The sequence below is a fragment of the Polyangium jinanense genome (assembly GCF_028435265.1).
Taxonomy (GTDB): domain Bacteria; phylum Myxococcota_A; class Polyangia; order Polyangiales; family Polyangiaceae; genus Polyangium; species Polyangium jinanense.
In genome coordinates this window covers 67,016-81,704 of record NZ_JAGTJK010000053.1, presented here as the reverse complement: position 1 = coordinate 81,704, position 14,689 = coordinate 67,016, and the positions used below count along the sequence as shown (strand labels likewise).

13 protein-coding genes are annotated in these 14,689 nt (G+C 69.2%); 2 read left to right on the top strand and 11 right to left on the bottom strand.

Features of this window, described 5'->3' with window-relative positions:
• Positions 1–137 precede the first annotated feature (137 nt).
• The 4 genes from KEG38_RS45685 to KEG38_RS45670 form a co-directional block, all read right to left on the bottom strand.
• Positions 138–1,559: a proteinase inhibitor gene (locus KEG38_RS45685; RefSeq protein WP_272427047.1), complete on the bottom strand. Its 1,422-nt coding sequence runs from the start codon at positions 1,557–1,559 to the stop codon at positions 138–140.
• 230 nt (positions 1,560–1,789) lie between these two features.
• A complete protein-coding gene (locus KEG38_RS45680) occupies positions 1,790–3,226 on the bottom strand; it encodes a cytochrome P450 (RefSeq protein ID WP_272427046.1) in 1,437 nt (478 codons plus the stop codon).
• 58 nt (positions 3,227–3,284) lie between these two features.
• Positions 3,285–4,040, bottom strand: a complete 756-nt coding sequence (locus tag KEG38_RS45675) for an SDR family oxidoreductase (RefSeq protein ID WP_272427045.1) — start codon at positions 4,038–4,040, stop codon at positions 3,285–3,287.
• 9 nt (positions 4,041–4,049) lie between these two features.
• Positions 4,050–4,454: a 6-pyruvoyl trahydropterin synthase family protein gene (locus tag KEG38_RS45670; protein ID WP_272427044.1), complete on the bottom strand. Its 405-nt coding sequence runs from the start codon at positions 4,452–4,454 to the stop codon at positions 4,050–4,052.
• A gap of 108 nt (positions 4,455–4,562) precedes the next feature.
• Here KEG38_RS45670 and KEG38_RS45665 point away from each other — a divergent pair, with 108 nt between their 5' ends.
• Both KEG38_RS45665 and KEG38_RS45660 read left to right on the top strand, forming a co-directional pair.
• On the top strand, positions 4,563–5,207 hold the full coding sequence (locus KEG38_RS45665) for a MarC family protein (RefSeq protein WP_308215661.1): 645 nt from the start codon (positions 4,563–4,565) through the stop codon (positions 5,205–5,207).
• Between the two features lie 59 nt (positions 5,208–5,266).
• Positions 5,267–7,279: a hypothetical protein gene (locus KEG38_RS45660; RefSeq protein WP_272427042.1), complete on the top strand. Its 2,013-nt coding sequence runs from the start codon at positions 5,267–5,269 to the stop codon at positions 7,277–7,279.
• A 58-nt stretch (positions 7,280–7,337) separates the two neighbouring features.
• Here KEG38_RS45660 and KEG38_RS45655 read toward each other — a convergent pair whose 3' ends face one another.
• The 7 genes from KEG38_RS45655 to KEG38_RS45625 form a co-directional block, all read right to left on the bottom strand.
• The gene (locus tag KEG38_RS45655) at positions 7,338–8,690 is read right to left on the bottom strand and encodes a pyruvate dehydrogenase complex dihydrolipoamide acetyltransferase (RefSeq protein WP_272427041.1); all 1,353 of its coding nucleotides are present in this window, start codon (positions 8,688–8,690) and stop codon (positions 7,338–7,340) included.
• A 6-nt stretch (positions 8,691–8,696) separates the two neighbouring features.
• Complete coding sequence (locus KEG38_RS45650) at positions 8,697–9,683, bottom strand: pyruvate dehydrogenase complex E1 component subunit beta (RefSeq protein ID WP_272427039.1); 987 nt, start codon at positions 9,681–9,683, stop codon at positions 8,697–8,699.
• A complete protein-coding gene (pdhA, locus tag KEG38_RS45645; protein WP_272427038.1) occupies positions 9,680–10,660 on the bottom strand; it encodes a pyruvate dehydrogenase (acetyl-transferring) E1 component subunit alpha in 981 nt (326 codons plus the stop codon). Before pdhA ends, KEG38_RS45650 begins: the two co-directional genes overlap by 4 nt.
• Positions 10,661–10,742: 82 nt before the next feature.
• A complete protein-coding gene (locus KEG38_RS45640; protein ID WP_272427037.1) occupies positions 10,743–11,243 on the bottom strand; it encodes a hypothetical protein in 501 nt (166 codons plus the stop codon).
• Positions 11,240–12,514: a putative metal-binding motif-containing protein gene (locus tag KEG38_RS45635; RefSeq protein WP_272427036.1), complete on the bottom strand. Its 1,275-nt coding sequence runs from the start codon at positions 12,512–12,514 to the stop codon at positions 11,240–11,242. Before KEG38_RS45635 ends, KEG38_RS45640 begins: the two co-directional genes overlap by 4 nt.
• Before the next feature lie 12 nt (positions 12,515–12,526).
• Positions 12,527–13,936 (bottom strand): serine/threonine protein kinase, encoded by a 1,410-nt coding sequence (locus KEG38_RS45630; protein ID WP_272427035.1) that lies wholly within the window; start codon positions 13,934–13,936, stop codon positions 12,527–12,529.
• A 13-nt stretch (positions 13,937–13,949) separates the two neighbouring features.
• Positions 13,950–14,678 carry a CPBP family intramembrane glutamic endopeptidase gene (locus KEG38_RS45625; protein ID WP_272427034.1) on the bottom strand — a complete coding sequence of 243 codons (729 nt, stop codon included), beginning with the start codon at positions 14,676–14,678 and terminating at the stop codon, positions 13,950–13,952.
• Positions 14,679–14,689: the final 11 nt, after the last annotated feature.

Genomic DNA, 14,689 nt, shown 5'->3' with positions numbered 1-14,689 from the left:
CCCGGGCCCGTCGGATAAACCGCGCATCGCGCGGTTTATCCGCCCTCGGTCCAGGCCGTGCCTGGTCCGGGGTGCAGGGGGCGGACAGCCCCCTGCTGGGGTGCGGGGCAACGCCCCGCTCCGCTCCGCGCCGCGCGTCAAAGCGGGACGTTGAACAGGCACCGCGTGATCGGGATGCCGACGTCTGCCCACACGTACAGATAGTATTTCGTGCCCGGGACGAGCTTTTCTGGGCTCCCCTCTGCGGGATGGCCCTGCTTTGTATTCGGCAGGATTTCGCCGTAGGTGATACCGCTCTTCACAGGCGCGGCGGACCATGGAACGTCGAGCCGCCAGAGCGTCCCCTCGGGCAGGTCGAGGTTCGGCGGCGCGCCTGGGTTCTTCGCGTCCGCTGATAAAATGTAAACGTAACGGGCGTCCCCGCCGGTCCACGTGATCTTGCCGGCGGCGTCCACGCCCTGGCCGGCATCACAATCGCTCGGCACGTAAAGACTCTGCTCGTACAGCGGCCCGCCGAAGGGCGTTTCGCTCGCAAAATCTTCCTTCTTGAATCCGCGCCGGAGGAGCTCGCCCTCGAAGAAAGCGACCATTCGTGCCGGGTCCGTGGTCGGAAGGCCGGCGACGTCGCGGGAAAACCCGTTGTTCTCGTCCGGCGGATAGGCGCCGAGTGCGGCTGAGGAGACCCAGCCGGCGGCGAGTGCGAGGCCCGTCGGATAGAAGCTGTCGGTCCAGATCGGGCCGGCCTCGATGTACCAGTTCGACGGACCCTCCGCGGGCGCGGCCTTCTCCGAGTGGCAACACACGCAGCCGCATGCCTCCACCTGCTCCGTCACCCAGGCTAGCTCGCCGAGCCATTGCGGGTCCGAGAGACGCGGATCGTCGTCGGGGGTCTTGAAATCGGAGGGCGGGGCGGGCCAGTAGGGGCGCTGCGTGAGGACCGGCTCGCAGGACGCGTAATCGGTGAACGCGCGGCCGGGCTCGGTACAGCCCGAGATCGCGCCGAACGTGCAGACCTTGCCGCCGTTCTCACCCGCGGGCTCGCCGGCTTTCGGGTCCACACAGACCTGCGTGGGCCACTGGAAGACCGATCCTTCCGGATCGGGATTGCCTGGCTCGTCGATCACGCCTTCACATGCGTCGGGCAGGAACTTGCCGCCGCCGAAGAGCTCGCAGCCGCGCTGGGTCGAGGCGCACTGGGCTGCGTCTTCGCCGGGGAAGACGATGCTGTATTCGTCGTCCTTTCCGCCGTCGAGCACGCATCGGCCGAGCGTCTTTGGATAGGCGCAAGCTTCGGCTTTCGTGAAGGTGGAATTCGCGAGCGCCTTGCAATCGGCCTCGGCGGTCTCGGCGGACCAGCCCTTGCCGGTGTAATCGCGGCACTCCTCGGCCTGGGTGAAGGGGCTCGTGTAGATGCAACGACCGGGCGCCACGGCGGCGGGCTCCGGGGCGGGTGCGGCTTCCTCCTCGGCCTTCTGGCAAGCGCCCAGGCCTCCGAGGGACGAAACGAGGAGCGCTGCGCCCAGCATCACGTGCGGAGAACGGAGGAGCTCTTGCTTCACGGTCGGTACTCCTGAACCTGGCCTTCGAACGAAGGGTAGTTGTGTCCCTGCTCGCTATTTTGTGCAGCGAACGTTCTATGGAATATCGTTTGTTCATGTGTTGTGCAAGCTTTGTTGAAACTTTTGTGTAGACAACGTGCGCAAGGATACGTATGCATCCCGGAAGCGCGGGGCGAAAGGGGGGAGCTACAGAGGGGAGGGTGGAGGCGGGGCGGCGGGCGGAGAGGGCGTCAAGCGCTGCGGCGGCGAACTCGCGCCCAGACGCCGCCTTTCGGGCGGAGCGTGGCGAACGTCTCGGGCTCGACGTCTTGCGGCTCGACCTCGAAGGACAAACCACGCATCAACGTGGCGAGCACGACGGGCCCTTCCATCAGCGCGAAATGGTTCCCGATGCACACGCGCGGCCCCACGCCGAACGGGATCCAGGCCGATTTCGGGCGTTTCGCCTCGTTCTCCGGGGTGAAACGGTCCGGATCGAACCTCTCGGGATCGGCGAAGCAATCCTTCCGGTGGTGCATGCCGTAGACGTTCATGAAAAAGACGGTGCGCTCGGGGAAGCTGTGGCCGCCGAGCTCGACGCGCTCGAGCGAGCGCCGCGGGAGCACGATGACCGGCGGATAGAGGCGCAGCGCCTCCTTGAAGACACGCGTCGTGTAGGCGAGCTTTTCGGGGTCGTACGAGGTCGGGCCCTCGGGGCCGAATGCGTCGGCCTCGGCCTGCACCTTCGCCCGCGCGGCGGGGTCGCGCGAGAGCAGGTAAAACGACCAGGCGAGCGCGGTCGCCGTGGTCTCGTGCCCCGCGATGAACAGCGTATTCGCTTCGTCGCGGATCTGCTTGTCGCTCATGCCCTCGCCGCCGAGATCGGCGTCGCGCGCATACAGGAGCCGCGTCAGCAGGTCATTTCGATCGGCGCGACTCGCGCGGCGGTCGTCGATCATGGCCTGAATACGTTTGTCGAGGACCTCGAGCGCGCGCACGATCTTGGGATCGTTCCGGCCGGGCATGAAGATCGGCGTATCGAGCGCGGCGCGGGCGCGGACGCGGACATCCTCGAGCCACGGCGGGAGTTTTCCATCGAGGACCTCGGTCATCCCGATGGCCGAGATCTGCAGCGTCATGTACGGCCGACCCATGTGGTTGTTCACCCAGCCGAGCGCGATGGTGAGCGCCTCGCCGAGCTCGTCGGCCTCGTCGAAGGTTCGCGCGTCGAAGAGGGCGCGGCCAACGACGCTCATCGCGACCCGCGTCATCTCGGCGGCGAGATCCGTGCGCTCGCCCTCGCGGAGCCGCTCGCGGACGCGCAGGGCCTCGCCGTTCATCGCGCTGACGTAGGTCTGGAGTTGCGTCGGGTGGAAGAGCGGCGAGAGCAAGCGGCGCTGGCGTCGCCAGAGATCGCCCTCGCTCGTGAAGAGGCCCTGGCCCGCGAGATCGTGGAGCAGGATGCGGATGCCGGGGGATTTTTCGAAACTACGCGCCTTCTCCACGAGCATCTCGTGCGCGGCCTTTGGGCCGTTCACGAAATAGAAGGTGCGATGGAGCATCCGGGCCGCGACGACGTCGCCCGTGTTGGCGACGCGCCGGAAGAAGGGCAACCGGTCGCTCTGGAAATGGTGGGCATGGCCGAGCAGGTTCTCGCCGGGGGCCGTGGGGATCGCCGTCGGGGTCATGCCCCTCGATAACACAGATCGCCGGCCGCACGGCGCCCGCCGCGTGGGCCTACGCCGATCAATCCGGCGACGAATCCGACGTCGGCGTGGCCCAGCCGAGGTGCTGGCCCCCATCGACCGCGATCATCTGCCCCGTCACCGCGCGCGCCGAAAGCAGGTAACGGACCGCGTCGCAGACGTCCTCGGGCGTGGCCCCGCGGCGGAGCGGCATGCTCTCGCATTGCGCGGCGAACTGCTCGGGGGTCTGTCGCGTGCTCGGGAGCGTCGGCCCGGGGCCCACCGCGTTCACCCGGATGCGCGGCGCGAGCGCGAGCGCGAGCGATTGCGTGAGCGCCCAGAGCCCGGCCTTGCTCACGGTATACGTCGTGTAATGCGGGCTCAGGTTCCAGACACGCTGATCGAGCACGTTCACCACCGCGCCCTCCACGCCCTCGGGCAAGCCCCGCGCGAATTGCTGCGTGAGCACGAAGGGCGCCCGCAGGTTCGCCTCCATGTGCAGGTCCCACGTCTCGCGCGTGGCCGTCTCCGGCGTGTCGTACTCGAACGTCGAGGCATTGTTCACGAGGGCCACGAGCGGCCCCACGAGCAGAGCCGCACGATCCACGAGCGAGCCCGTCTCCGCCTCGTCCGCGAGGTTCGCCGGGACCGCCGCTGCGCGCCCGCCGGCCGATTCGATGGCGGCGACGAGGCTCTCCGCGTCCTCGCGGGATCGATGGTAATGGACCGCCACGGAAAAACCGTCGCGCGCGAGCATCATCGCAATCGCGCGACCGATCCGCTTGCCTGCGCCGGTGACGAGGGCTGCCTTGCTCATGGGAAAACCCTAGCGCTCTTCGTACGTCGCGACGGCCGTGTCCGTCTCGTAGAAAGACACGGCCGTGACGGGCGCGCCGTGCGCGCGGAGGTGATCAAAAATGAGCTTGGCGAAATTCTCGGCGCTCGGATTCACCGGGAGCGTGACGAAAGCCTCGCCCGCCTGCTTCAGGAAGGGAATGACGGGGTCGTCCTCCCGCAGGATGAGGCGGTGGTCGAACTGCGCGAGGATCCAATCCTTGCCGGCCTTCTCGATGTCGAAAAAGTCCGCGACGAACCCTTTGCGGTCGAGCGTGGGCGCCGAGAGCTCGATCGCGACGCGGGCGTTGTGGCCGTGGATGCGGGCGCAAGGGCCCTCGTAGTCGAGCAGGCGGTGGCCATAACAAAACCGCACTTCTTCGGTCACGCGGAACATGGGAAGGGCGAGATACCGCGGTGTCCGCCCCACGTCAACCCGCGCCGGGGGCCCGATGAGGCTGGCGCCTCGCCAGTTGCGGGTCTATAGCGAGCGCATCCGTAGGATGTGCCCTTGACCGATCTCGTGACGTTTTTCTTCGTCGCCCTTTCGGCGGTGTTCTTCGTGGTCGACCCGATCGGCGTCGTGCCGATTTTCCTCGCCATCACGTCGAACGATCCGCCCGAAAAGATCCGGCAGATGGCGCGCCGCGCCTGCTTCACGGGCTACTTCCTCCTCATGACGTTCGCGATCTTCGGCGGCGTCATTTTCAAGATCTTCGGCATCAGCCTCGGCGCCTTCCGCGTGGCGGGCGGGCTCCTGCTCATGCTCACCGCGCTCGACATGCTGCGCGCCAAGCGCCCGGGGACCCGCACCTCGCCCGAAGAGACCGAGGAGAGCGCACGCAAGGAGGACGTGGCGCTCGTGCCCCTCGCCATGCCCCTGCTCGCCGGCCCGGGCTCCATCGCCAGCGTGATGGTGCTCATGTCCCAGGGCAACACGCGGAGCCTCCTCTACGCCGTGCCCGTCCTTCTTGCCGTCACGATCACGTTTGTCGCGGCCTATTTCATCCTGCGCGCGGCCTCGCTCGTGCAACGTGTCCTCGGGCAGAGCGGCGTGGCGATCCTGGAGCGCGTGATGGGCCTCATCCTCGCGGCCATCGCCGTGCAATTCGTGGCCGACGGCGCGCGCGATTTGCTGCGCACCCCTTGACGATCACCGTTAAGCCATGTTTTCTCCCCTACGCCCTTATCCTTACAGGGAGGCATGACATGAGCGGTCGACGTGGGACTATCTTCGGGGTGGGCTTCGTAGCGTTGCTTGCGCTTGCGGGGTGCAAGGACGAGGTGACGGGCGGTGGCACCGGCGGGACCGGCGGCACGGGCGGCAGCGGAAACGGCGGCACGGGCGGCATCGGGACGGGCGGCACCGGTGGCATCGGGACGGGCGGCACCGGCGGCGAGGGCGGTGGCACGGGCGGTAGCGGAAACGGCGGCAGCGGCGGCGGCGGCCCCGCGGCGTGCGTCGCGGCCGAGAAGCTCGACCTGCTCTTCGCGATCGACAATTCGCGCAGCATGGCCGACAAGCAGAACATCCTGGCCCGCGCGATCCCGGACATCGTGCAGGGCGTCATCAACCCGCCTTGCATCGACGCGTCGGGCGTGCCCGTGCCCGCGGGGCAGCAGCCGAGCGTGCCCACGGACTCCTGTCCGCCTGGTACGTTCCGCGCCTTCGAGCCGATCTCCGACATTCACATCGGCGTCATCAGCTCCAGCATCGGCGGCCACGGCGCGGATTCGTGCCCGAACGTGGATGCGAACAGCTTCGAGTGTTCGCCGAACCCGAACACGACGAACAACGACAAGGGGCACCTGCTCTCGCGCCTGGATCAATGCGGCGGCGCGGATGTGCCGACGTACGCGAACAAGGGCTTCCTCGCCTGGGATCCCAACCAGCAGCTCAACCCGCCGGGTGAGGGCCAGGTCGACGACGGCATGGGCGGCGGCCTCGTGCCGGCGCTGCGCGACATGGTCATCGGCGTCGGGCAGATCGGCTGCGGCTACGAGTCGCAGCTCGAGAGCATCTACCGCTTCCTCGTGGATCCCGAGCCCTACGAGAGCATCTCGGTCGTGAACAACAGGGCGGTGCCCGACGGCATCGACACCGTGCTCCTGCAGCAACGCGCGGAGTTCCTGCGGCCGGATTCGCTGCTCACCGTGCTCATGCTGACCGACGAGAACGATTGCTCGACGAAGGAATACGGGCAGTTCTATTACGTCAACCAGCTCCGCGTCGGCGCGACGAACGTGCGGATGCCACGCGCGCGGCAGGAATGCGCGGTCAATCCGAACGATCCGTGCTGCAAATCGTGCGGCCAGGACCCGGGGCAGTGCCCGGCCGATCCGTCGTGCCAGGACCCGAACGGCGGCGTCGCGCTCTACACGACCCAAGAGGACGACATCAACCTGCGCTGCTGGGACCAGAAGCGCCGCTTCGGCATCGATTTCATGTATCCGATCGACCGGTACGCGCAGGCGTTCAGTCAGGCCACGATCACGAACCGGGCCGGCGAGCTCGTGCCGAACCCGCTCTTCTCGGACCTCGACCCGAACGACAACATCACGGCGATTCGCGGGCCCGAGAAGGTGCTCATCAGCGGGCTCGTGGGCGTGCCCTGGCAAGACGTGGCGCGCGACCTGAGCGACATCTCGAAGGGCTTCAAGACCGCGGCCGAGCTCGCCGCGCCGCTCGACGCGAGCGGCATGACGACCTGGGACGTGATCCTCGGCGAGCCCGCAGACCATGTGAAGCCGCTCGATCCGCACATGGTCGAGTCGAGCCTGCCGCGCGTCGGGACGAACCCGATCACCGGTGACGTGCTCGTGAACGGGTCGAACCCGGGCGGGAACCCGATCAACGGCAACGAGTGGACGATCGACAACAACGATCTGCAATACGCGTGCATCCTGCCGCTCCTGCCCGGCGAGCAGCGCGACTGCTCGAACCCGAGCGTGACGGCGTGCGATTGCTTCGAGCCGAACAACGACAACCCGCTCTGCGAGGTCGACCCCGCGACCGGCGGGCGCACGCTCCAGGTCCGCGCCAAGGCCTATCCGGGCCTCCGGCCGCTCTCGCTGTTCCGGGCGCTCGGGGATCAGGCGGTGGTCGGCTCGGTTTGTCCGGCGAACCTCGACGACCTCGCGTCGCCGGCGTTCGGCTATCGGCCGATCGTGCGGTCCGTGGTCGATTGGCTCACGCGCCGCAACTGCCAGAACCAGCCGTGATTCGATAGATGGCAAAGAGGGTGCGCCCCGCGTCGGGGGCGCACCCTCGCTCGCCTCGTCAGGAGACGAGGATCTGCATCGGGCGCTCGATGAGCGCCCGCAGCGCCTTCAGGAACGTCGCGCCCACGGCGCCGTCGATGACGCGGTGATCGCAGGAGAGCGTCATCGCGAGGCGGCGACCGGGGACCACGGCATCACCCTTCACGACGGGCTCGCGCCGCACCTGACCGACGGCGAGGATCGCGCCCTCGGGCGGGTTGATGACCGCGGAGAACTCGTCGATCCCGTACATGCCGAGGTTCGAGATGGAGAACGTGCCGTTCGCCATCTCCTCGGGCTTGAGTTTTTTCGCTTTGGCGCGCGAGGCGAGGTCGCGGATCTCCGCGGCGATGGTGGTGATGCTCTTCTTGTCGGCATCACGCACGACGGGCGTGACGAGGCCCTCGGACACGGCGACGGCGACCGAGATGTCGACGCGGCGATGCACGAGAATGGCGTCGGGCGTATATTGCGCGTTGCACTCGGGGACGCGGTGCAATGCAATGGCGCAGGCCTTGACGAGCAGATCGTTCAGCGAGATCTTCGCCGCATCCTTGCCGGGCTCCGCGGCCGCGGCGAGCTCGGCGTTGATCTGCTCGCGCAGGGCATTCAGCGGATCCGCGTCGACGTCGATCGTCAGATAAAAATGCGGGACCGTCTGCTTCGACTCGACGAGCCGCCGCGCGATGGCCTTGCGCATCATGCTGAGCGGACGCACCTCGGGCGCGAGGAGCTCGCCCGGCGCGGCGGCGACGGGCGCCGGAGCGGCGGCTGCAGGCGCGGGGGCCGGGGCAGGCGCGGCCTTCGGGAGCGCGTCGAGGTCGCGGGCGACGATGCGGCCGCCCGGACCCGAGCCCGTCACGCCGGCGAGGCTCAGGTCTCGCTCCCGAGCGAGCTTGCGGACGTACGGAGAGGCTTTTACGCGCCCAGGCTCGCCCGCAGGCGCGGGAGCGGCCGCAGGCGCGGGAGCGGGAGCGGGGGCGGGCGCCGGAGCGGCAGCGGGTGCGGGCGCGGCCGCAGGTGCGGGAGCGGGCGCAGGCGCAGGCGCGGGAGCCGCCTCGGCCTTCGGAGCCGGGGCCGGGGCCGGTGCGCCGCCGCCGCCCGCCTTCGCGACGAGCGCGGCGATGTCCTCACCCGCCGCGCCGATGATCGCCACGGGTTGTCCGAGGCGCACGACGCTGCCTGCGGGCGTCAGGATCTTGAGGATCGTGCCCTTGTCGAAGGACCGATACTCCATCGTCGCCTTGTCGGTTTCGACCTCGGCGAGCAGATCGTCGACGCCGATCGTGTCCCCTTCCTTCTTGTGCCAGACGCTGATCTGTCCCTCCTCCATCGTGGGGGACAGCTTCGGCATTTCGAGAATCTTGGCCATGACCGATCAGCCCTTTCGGTACAGCACCTGGCGGACCGCGTCGGCGATCCGATCGGGTTGCGGCAGGACGTACTGCTCGAGCTTCGCGTTGTACGGCATGGGTACGTCGCGGAACGTGACGCGCAGGATCGGCGCGTCGAGCTCGTCGAAGGCGAGCCGCTGGATGCGGTCGACGATCTCGCCGCCCACGCCGCCATACGGCCAGCCCTCGTAGGTGAGCACCGCGCGGTGCGTCTTCTGCACCGTCCGCACGAGCGCTTGCTCGTCGAGCGGACGCAGCGATCGGAGATCCACGACCTCCGCGTCGATGCCCTCCTTTTCGAGCTGCGCCGCGGCCTCGAGCGCCACGTGCACCGGGCGACCGTACGCGATGATCGACACGTCCTTGCCCTCGCGCGCGATGCGAGCCTGGCCCATCGGGACGAGGACATCCGGATCGTCCGGCACTTCGCCCTTCACGTTGTAGAGCGTCTCGCTCTCCATGAAGAGCACCGGATCTTCGTCGCGGATCGCCGTCTTGAGCAGGCCCTTCGCGTCGGCGGGCGTCGCGGGAGCCAAAACCTTCAAGCCGGGAACGTGCGCGTAAAAGTGCTCCATCGCGTGCGAGTGCTGCGAGCCCACTTGCCGCGCCGATCCGTTCGGCGCGCGCAGCACGATGGGCACGTGGAGCTGGCCGCCCGACATCTGTCGGATCTTCGCCGCGTTGTTCAGGATCTGATCAAACGCGACGGCGGAGAAGTTCCACGTCATGTACTCGACGATCGGCCGGAGTCCGACCATCGCCGCGCCGATCGAGATGCCCGTGAAGCCGCTCTCCGTGATCGGGGCGTCGATCACGCGCTTCGGGCCGAAGCGCTCGAGCATGCCCTCGCTCACCTTGTACGCGCCCTGGTACGCGCCGACCTCCTCGCCGATGAGGTAGACGCGCTCGTCGCGCTCCATTTCCTCGATCATGGCGGCGCGAACCGCCTCCCTGTAGCGCAAGACGGTCATCGCGCGAATGCTCCCTTGTAGGTGGTCGCCTCGAGCAGCTCGGGCCCCGGCTCGGGGCTCTCTTCGGCGAAACGAATGGCGTCCTCGATCTCGGCCTCGATCTCGGCCTCGATCTTCTGCAGCGCCTCTTGATGGCCTTTTCCTTCGAGCTCCGCGCGCGAGACCATGAGCGGGTCCTTGCGCTTGCGCTCTTCGAGCTCGTCCGGCGTGCGGTACTTGCCCGGATCGCTCATCGAGTGGCCGCGGAAGCGATACGTGCGCACCTCGACGAGCGTGGGCTCGCTCGTCGTGCGCGCGCGGTCGATCGCCTCGCCGATGCGGTCGTGGACCTCGAGCACGTGGTGCGCGAAGAACCGATCACGCGCCATGCCGTAGCCCACGGCCTTGAGCGAGACGTCTTCGACCGAGAGCGTGCGCGAGAGCGACGTGCCCATCGCGTACTCGTTGTTCTCGACGACGATCACGATCGGCAGCTTCCAGAGCGCCGCGAGCGACATGCCCTCGTGGAAGTCGCCGATGCTCACCGCGCCCTCGCCGAGGAAGACGATCGCGACGCGACCATCCTCACGGTACTTCGAGGCGAACGCGGTGCCGACGGCGAGCGGGACGTGGCCGCCCACGATGCCGTAGCCGCCGAGCATGTTGTGCTCGGCGTCGAAGAAGTGCATCGAGCCGCCGAGGCCCTTCGAGCAACCCGTGACCTTGCCGAAGAGCTCCGCCATCGCCGCGCGTGAAGTCATCCCGCGTGCGAGGGCGAGGCCGTGGTCCCGGTACGTGGTGATCGCGTAGTCTGTCGGCTCGAGCGATGCGACGGCGCCGACGGCCACCGCCTCCTGGCCGATGTACAGGTGGAGAAAGCCACCGATCTTGCCCTGCGCGTAAGCGCGCGCCGCTTCTTCCTCGAAGCGGCGGATCTGAAACATTTTTCGATACAGGGCGAGGTGGAGCTCGTCGGAATGTTGGCGCGTCGTGGTCATGAGGTGATCGCGGCCTCCCGCCCCGCGAGCGTGTCCTCCGCGGGCGTGCTTCTGTCAAGTCCCGGGTTTTCGCTGTGCTGCGTCATCCGCACGTTTTCCCGCAGCTCGTCCGGATACAACCTGCCAAGGATTCGAGCGCGGAGACAGCTTCGGTCGTCGCCTCCATCGGGCAGGCTTTGACGGCGCAGCCGTCGAAGTCCGACTCGGAAGGGGAGAGACAACCCGCCGTGCGCGCGCAGTTCCAGAGCGCGTCGCACGGCGTCCCTTCATCGCATGCGAGCGCCGCCGCGCAACACTGGCCGTAGACGCAGGCGTCGCACGCGGTCATGCCCGTGGTCGGATCACACGACGAACCCCCGCCCGCGCCGCCCTGGCCGCCTGCGCCGCCTTCACCGCCCGCGCCGCCCTGGCCGCCTGCGCCGCCATCGCCGCCCGCGCCGCCCTCACCGCCATCGCCGCCCGCGCCGGGGAACAACGGGCCCTCTTCCTCGGAGCCGCAGCCGTAGGGCAGGGCGACCACGAGGGCCGTCGCGAAGAAGAGCCAAGTCGTCTTGCGCATCATGTGCCTCGTTCCGGTTTTCATCGTGCCTTCCTCGCCCTTCGCGCGAGCCGCGCCGCGAGCGCCGCCACGAGCCCGAGGCCCGCGAGCGCGAACCCGCCCTGGGCCGCGGGCGCGAGCGAGCAGCCGCCGCGGTACTCGACCGTCTCGGGCGCGGCGGGCGCGCCGCCGTCGGTCGTCGGGCCCGCGTCGGGCGAGACCTCCGAGTCGCACTTGCCGGCCTGGCAAATGAGGCCCCCCGGGCACGTCGCGTCCTCGTCGATCTCGTTATTGCAGTTGTCGTCGATGCCGTTGCAGGTCTCGGGCAGGCCCGGCGCGATCTTGTCGTTCGTGTCGTCGCAGTCGGTCTCGCCGCACAGGATCGAGCGCGCCCCGTCGGCGTCGAAGTCGGTGCACTCGACGTTCTGATCGTCGAACTCGTTCGTGCCCTGATCTCCGATGCCCGTGGAACAACCCTCGGACGCCGGCCCGCCGTTCACGTCGATGACGCCCACCGGCGGCGACGACACGCTGCTCGCGTGGATGCGCACGATGCCGCCGCCGCCTGAGCCGCCGACGCCGACCGTGCCGATCCCGCCGGCGCCGCCCTTCGCCGTGATCTTCGCCTTCGTCTGCCAGTCGATGACGTAGGCGTCGAGGATCACGTGGCCGCCCGCGCCGCCGCCCGCGCCGATGTTGGAGAGCACGTTGCCGTTCGCGCCGTTCGCCGCGATCGTCCCGTTGATCTCGATGCGCGTGGCTTGCAGCCAGACCCCGCCGCCGCCGTTGCCGCCGCTCGCGCCCATGCCGGGCGTCGAGCTGCCCGAGCCGCCCGCGCTGCCGAGGTCGAGCATCGAGGGGGTGCCGTAGGACGAGCCGCCGAGGCCGAAGGGACCGCCGCACAGGGGCGCCTGGGTCGTCCCGTCGCCGCCGCCGCCGAAGTACGCGCCGCCGCCGCCCGCGCTGTTCCCGTTCACCTGACCGCCGCCCATGCCCTCGCCGGGCAGGCCCGCCTTGCCGGGATGACCCGAGCCCGTGGCGTCGATCAAGCCGTCGGACTCGATGATGATGCGGTTGGCGCGGATGTGCAGGCGTCCCGTCGAGGGCCCCGTGCCCTTGGCGAGCACGCGGAGCACGGCGCCGCTCTTGATGGTCAGGATGTTGAAGTCGTTCGTGATGTTGCCCGGGAGCGTCGCCGGTTGACCCGTGTTCTCCACGGTGAGCGACGGCGCGGCGAAGGCCGCGCTCGGGATGCTGAGCAGCAGCGCCGCGGGTAAGGCGGCTCTGATCGGAAAAGCAAAAGAACGCATGATCATGGCGAAAGGCCTCTACGGTTTGGCCGGCGCGGGTGCGGCCTGCGAAGCGGCCGGCGCCGGGGAAGCGGGAAGGGCGGAGGGCGCGCTCGTGGGGCTCGCCGACGGGGCGCTCGTGGGCGACGCAGAGGGCGCGGCCGATCCCGAAGGCGCAGGCGCGCTCGCGTCGAGGCCCGCGTCCGTCGCGAGCTCGGGCCCCGCGTCGGCCTCGGCCTCCGGGGGATCCTCGCTCGCCGCGCTCGAGGGCTCGACGCGCGGGCGCGAGGTGCGCGGCTGCGGCGTGGACACGGTCGGGCGAGGTTTGTCGGCCGAGGCGGGCGGGGGGACGTCGGTGGAGGCGCTCGCCGAGGGAAGCGCGCGCCGGTTCTGGGCTTCGCTGTCGTCGTGGAGCGCGAGCCGCACGAGCAGCGTGGCCGTGACCGCGACGACGACCATGCCGATCAGCACTTGCCCGCGCTTGCGCTCGGACGGCAGCTCTCCTGCGGCGTGCGGCATCGCCTCGTGGTGGATGGACGCGGCCGTCACGCGGCCGGGCGCGCTCGGCGCGGTGGCGCGGGGCGCGGGCGTCTCCACGGCGGGCGCGAGCGCCTCGGCGAGGGCTTCGCCGAACGCCGCGCAGCTCTCGTAGCGATCGTGCGGCGCCTTGGCCATCGCCACGGCGAAGACGTCGTCCACGGCGGCGGGCAGGCCGCGGCGCGTGGCCAAGCGGTTCGGCGGATCCCGCGCGATTCGCGCGGCCACCTCGACGGCGTCGTCGCCGGGGAACGCGCGTTCGCCGAAGAGCGCTTCGTACAGCGATGCAGCGAGAGAAAACTGATCACTCGCGGGGGAAAAGTTCTTCCCGCCGAACGTCTCGGGCGCGCTGTAGGCGGGTGTGCCCATGAGGCCGCCTGCGTGCGTGAGCGTCGAGTCGGGGATCTTGGCGATGCCGAAGTCCGCGATCTTGCCGCCGGTGCGCGAGAGGATGATGTTCTCGGGCTTGATGTCGCGGTGGAGGATGCCCTCGCCGTGCGCGAACGTGAGCGCGCTCCCGAGCTCGCGCGCGAGCCGCGCGGCCTCGCCGGCTGGCATTGCGCCGGCCTTCAGGCGTTGCTTGAGCGTCGGCCCTTCGACGTACTCGAACACGAGGTAGAGCCCGAAGCGCCCGTCCTCGCCCATGTCGTGCAGCGTGACGAGGTTCGGATGCGCGACGCGTGCGGCGGCGCGAGCCTCGTGGCGCATGCGGGCGAGCAGGCCCTCCCGCACGTCGCGCGGGATCAGGAGATCGCCGCGCAAGAGCTTCACCGCGACATCACGACCGAGCACGGGATCGTGGGCGCAGAGCACGCGGCCCATCGCGCCTTCGCCGACGAGGCGTAAGACCTCGTAACGGCCGATGATGCTGGGCAGCTCGAGATCGGGCTGGGAGGCTTGGGGCTCGGGCACGCGCTCGACGGTTTTAGCCGCCAGAGGCGAGCGAGGGAAGGGCGGATACGCTTCGAGCGACGAACAGATCGAGGCTCGCGCCGAGCGTCCAGTGAAGCAGGAAGGGCCCGAGCATCGAGCGACCCCGGAAGGCGAGGGCGCCGAAGACAAGGCCTCCCGGAACGGTCAGGAGGACCTCCAGAGCGGGCTTGCCCACGTGCACGAGGGTGAACGGCAGAAGGTGCAGCACGATCGCGGCAGGTCCGCCGAGATCCCGCGCGAGGCCCACGACGAGCAGACCTCGAAAGAAGAACTCCCAGGCGAAAAACGCGGCGCCCCACATGGCGATCCACCCGAACCACCCGAAGAGCCCGGAGATCCCCGCCGTGTGGGCTCGGTAATGCGCGGCGACGCCAGGCACACGCGCGAGGATCGCGGCGCCGATCACCACGAGGGGCAAGAGCCCGATCGTGATCGTCCCCCAGCGCCGCGCGTCGCCGAACCCGAGCCCGAGGTGCGCGGGTTTGGGAAGGCCCCCGATCCTGGCGAGGGCGAGCGGCGCGGCGAACAGCAGCACCACGTGGGCCAGGACCCAGCCGGCGTGCCTTTGCATGCGCGGGTCGAGCAGCGTCGCGATCGGCCGCACGAGCAAGCTGCCGATGGCCATGCCCTCGAACCGGAGGAGCGCGAGGAGCGCGCAGGCGACAGCAAAGACGAGCGCCGCGCGCGCCGGGGATCGCGAGCTCGTGCCTTCCTCGCGCATGCCGTGGCATC

What these genes read in the sequence shown, in the direction of transcription:
- KEG38_RS45680 (WP_272427046.1), bottom strand. Translation starts at nt 3,226, where the DNA reads ATGACCCCGACGGCGATCCCCACGGCCCCCGGCGAGAACCTGCTCGGC.
- KEG38_RS45675 (WP_272427045.1), bottom strand. Translation starts at nt 4,040, where the DNA reads ATGAGCAAGGCAGCCCTCGTCACCGGCGCAGGCAAGCGGATCGGTCGC.
- KEG38_RS45670 (WP_272427044.1), bottom strand. Translation starts at nt 4,454, where the DNA reads ATGTTCCGCGTGACCGAAGAAGTGCGGTTTTGTTATGGCCACCGCCTG.
- KEG38_RS45660 (WP_272427042.1), top strand. Translation starts at nt 5,267, where the DNA reads ATGAGCGGTCGACGTGGGACTATCTTCGGGGTGGGCTTCGTAGCGTTG.
- KEG38_RS45655 (WP_272427041.1), bottom strand. Translation starts at nt 8,690, where the DNA reads ATGGCCAAGATTCTCGAAATGCCGAAGCTGTCCCCCACGATGGAGGAG.
- KEG38_RS45650 (WP_272427039.1), bottom strand. Translation starts at nt 9,683, where the DNA reads ATGACCGTCTTGCGCTACAGGGAGGCGGTTCGCGCCGCCATGATCGAG.
- pdhA (WP_272427038.1), bottom strand. Translation starts at nt 10,660, where the DNA reads ATGACCACGACGCGCCAACATTCCGACGAGCTCCACCTCGCCCTGTAT.
- KEG38_RS45640 (WP_272427037.1), bottom strand. Translation starts at nt 11,243, where the DNA reads ATGAAAACCGGAACGAGGCACATGATGCGCAAGACGACTTGGCTCTTC.
- KEG38_RS45635 (WP_272427036.1), bottom strand. Translation starts at nt 12,514, where the DNA reads ATGATCATGCGTTCTTTTGCTTTTCCGATCAGAGCCGCCTTACCCGCG.
- KEG38_RS45625 (WP_272427034.1), bottom strand. Translation starts at nt 14,678, where the DNA reads ATGCGCGAGGAAGGCACGAGCTCGCGATCCCCGGCGCGCGCGGCGCTC.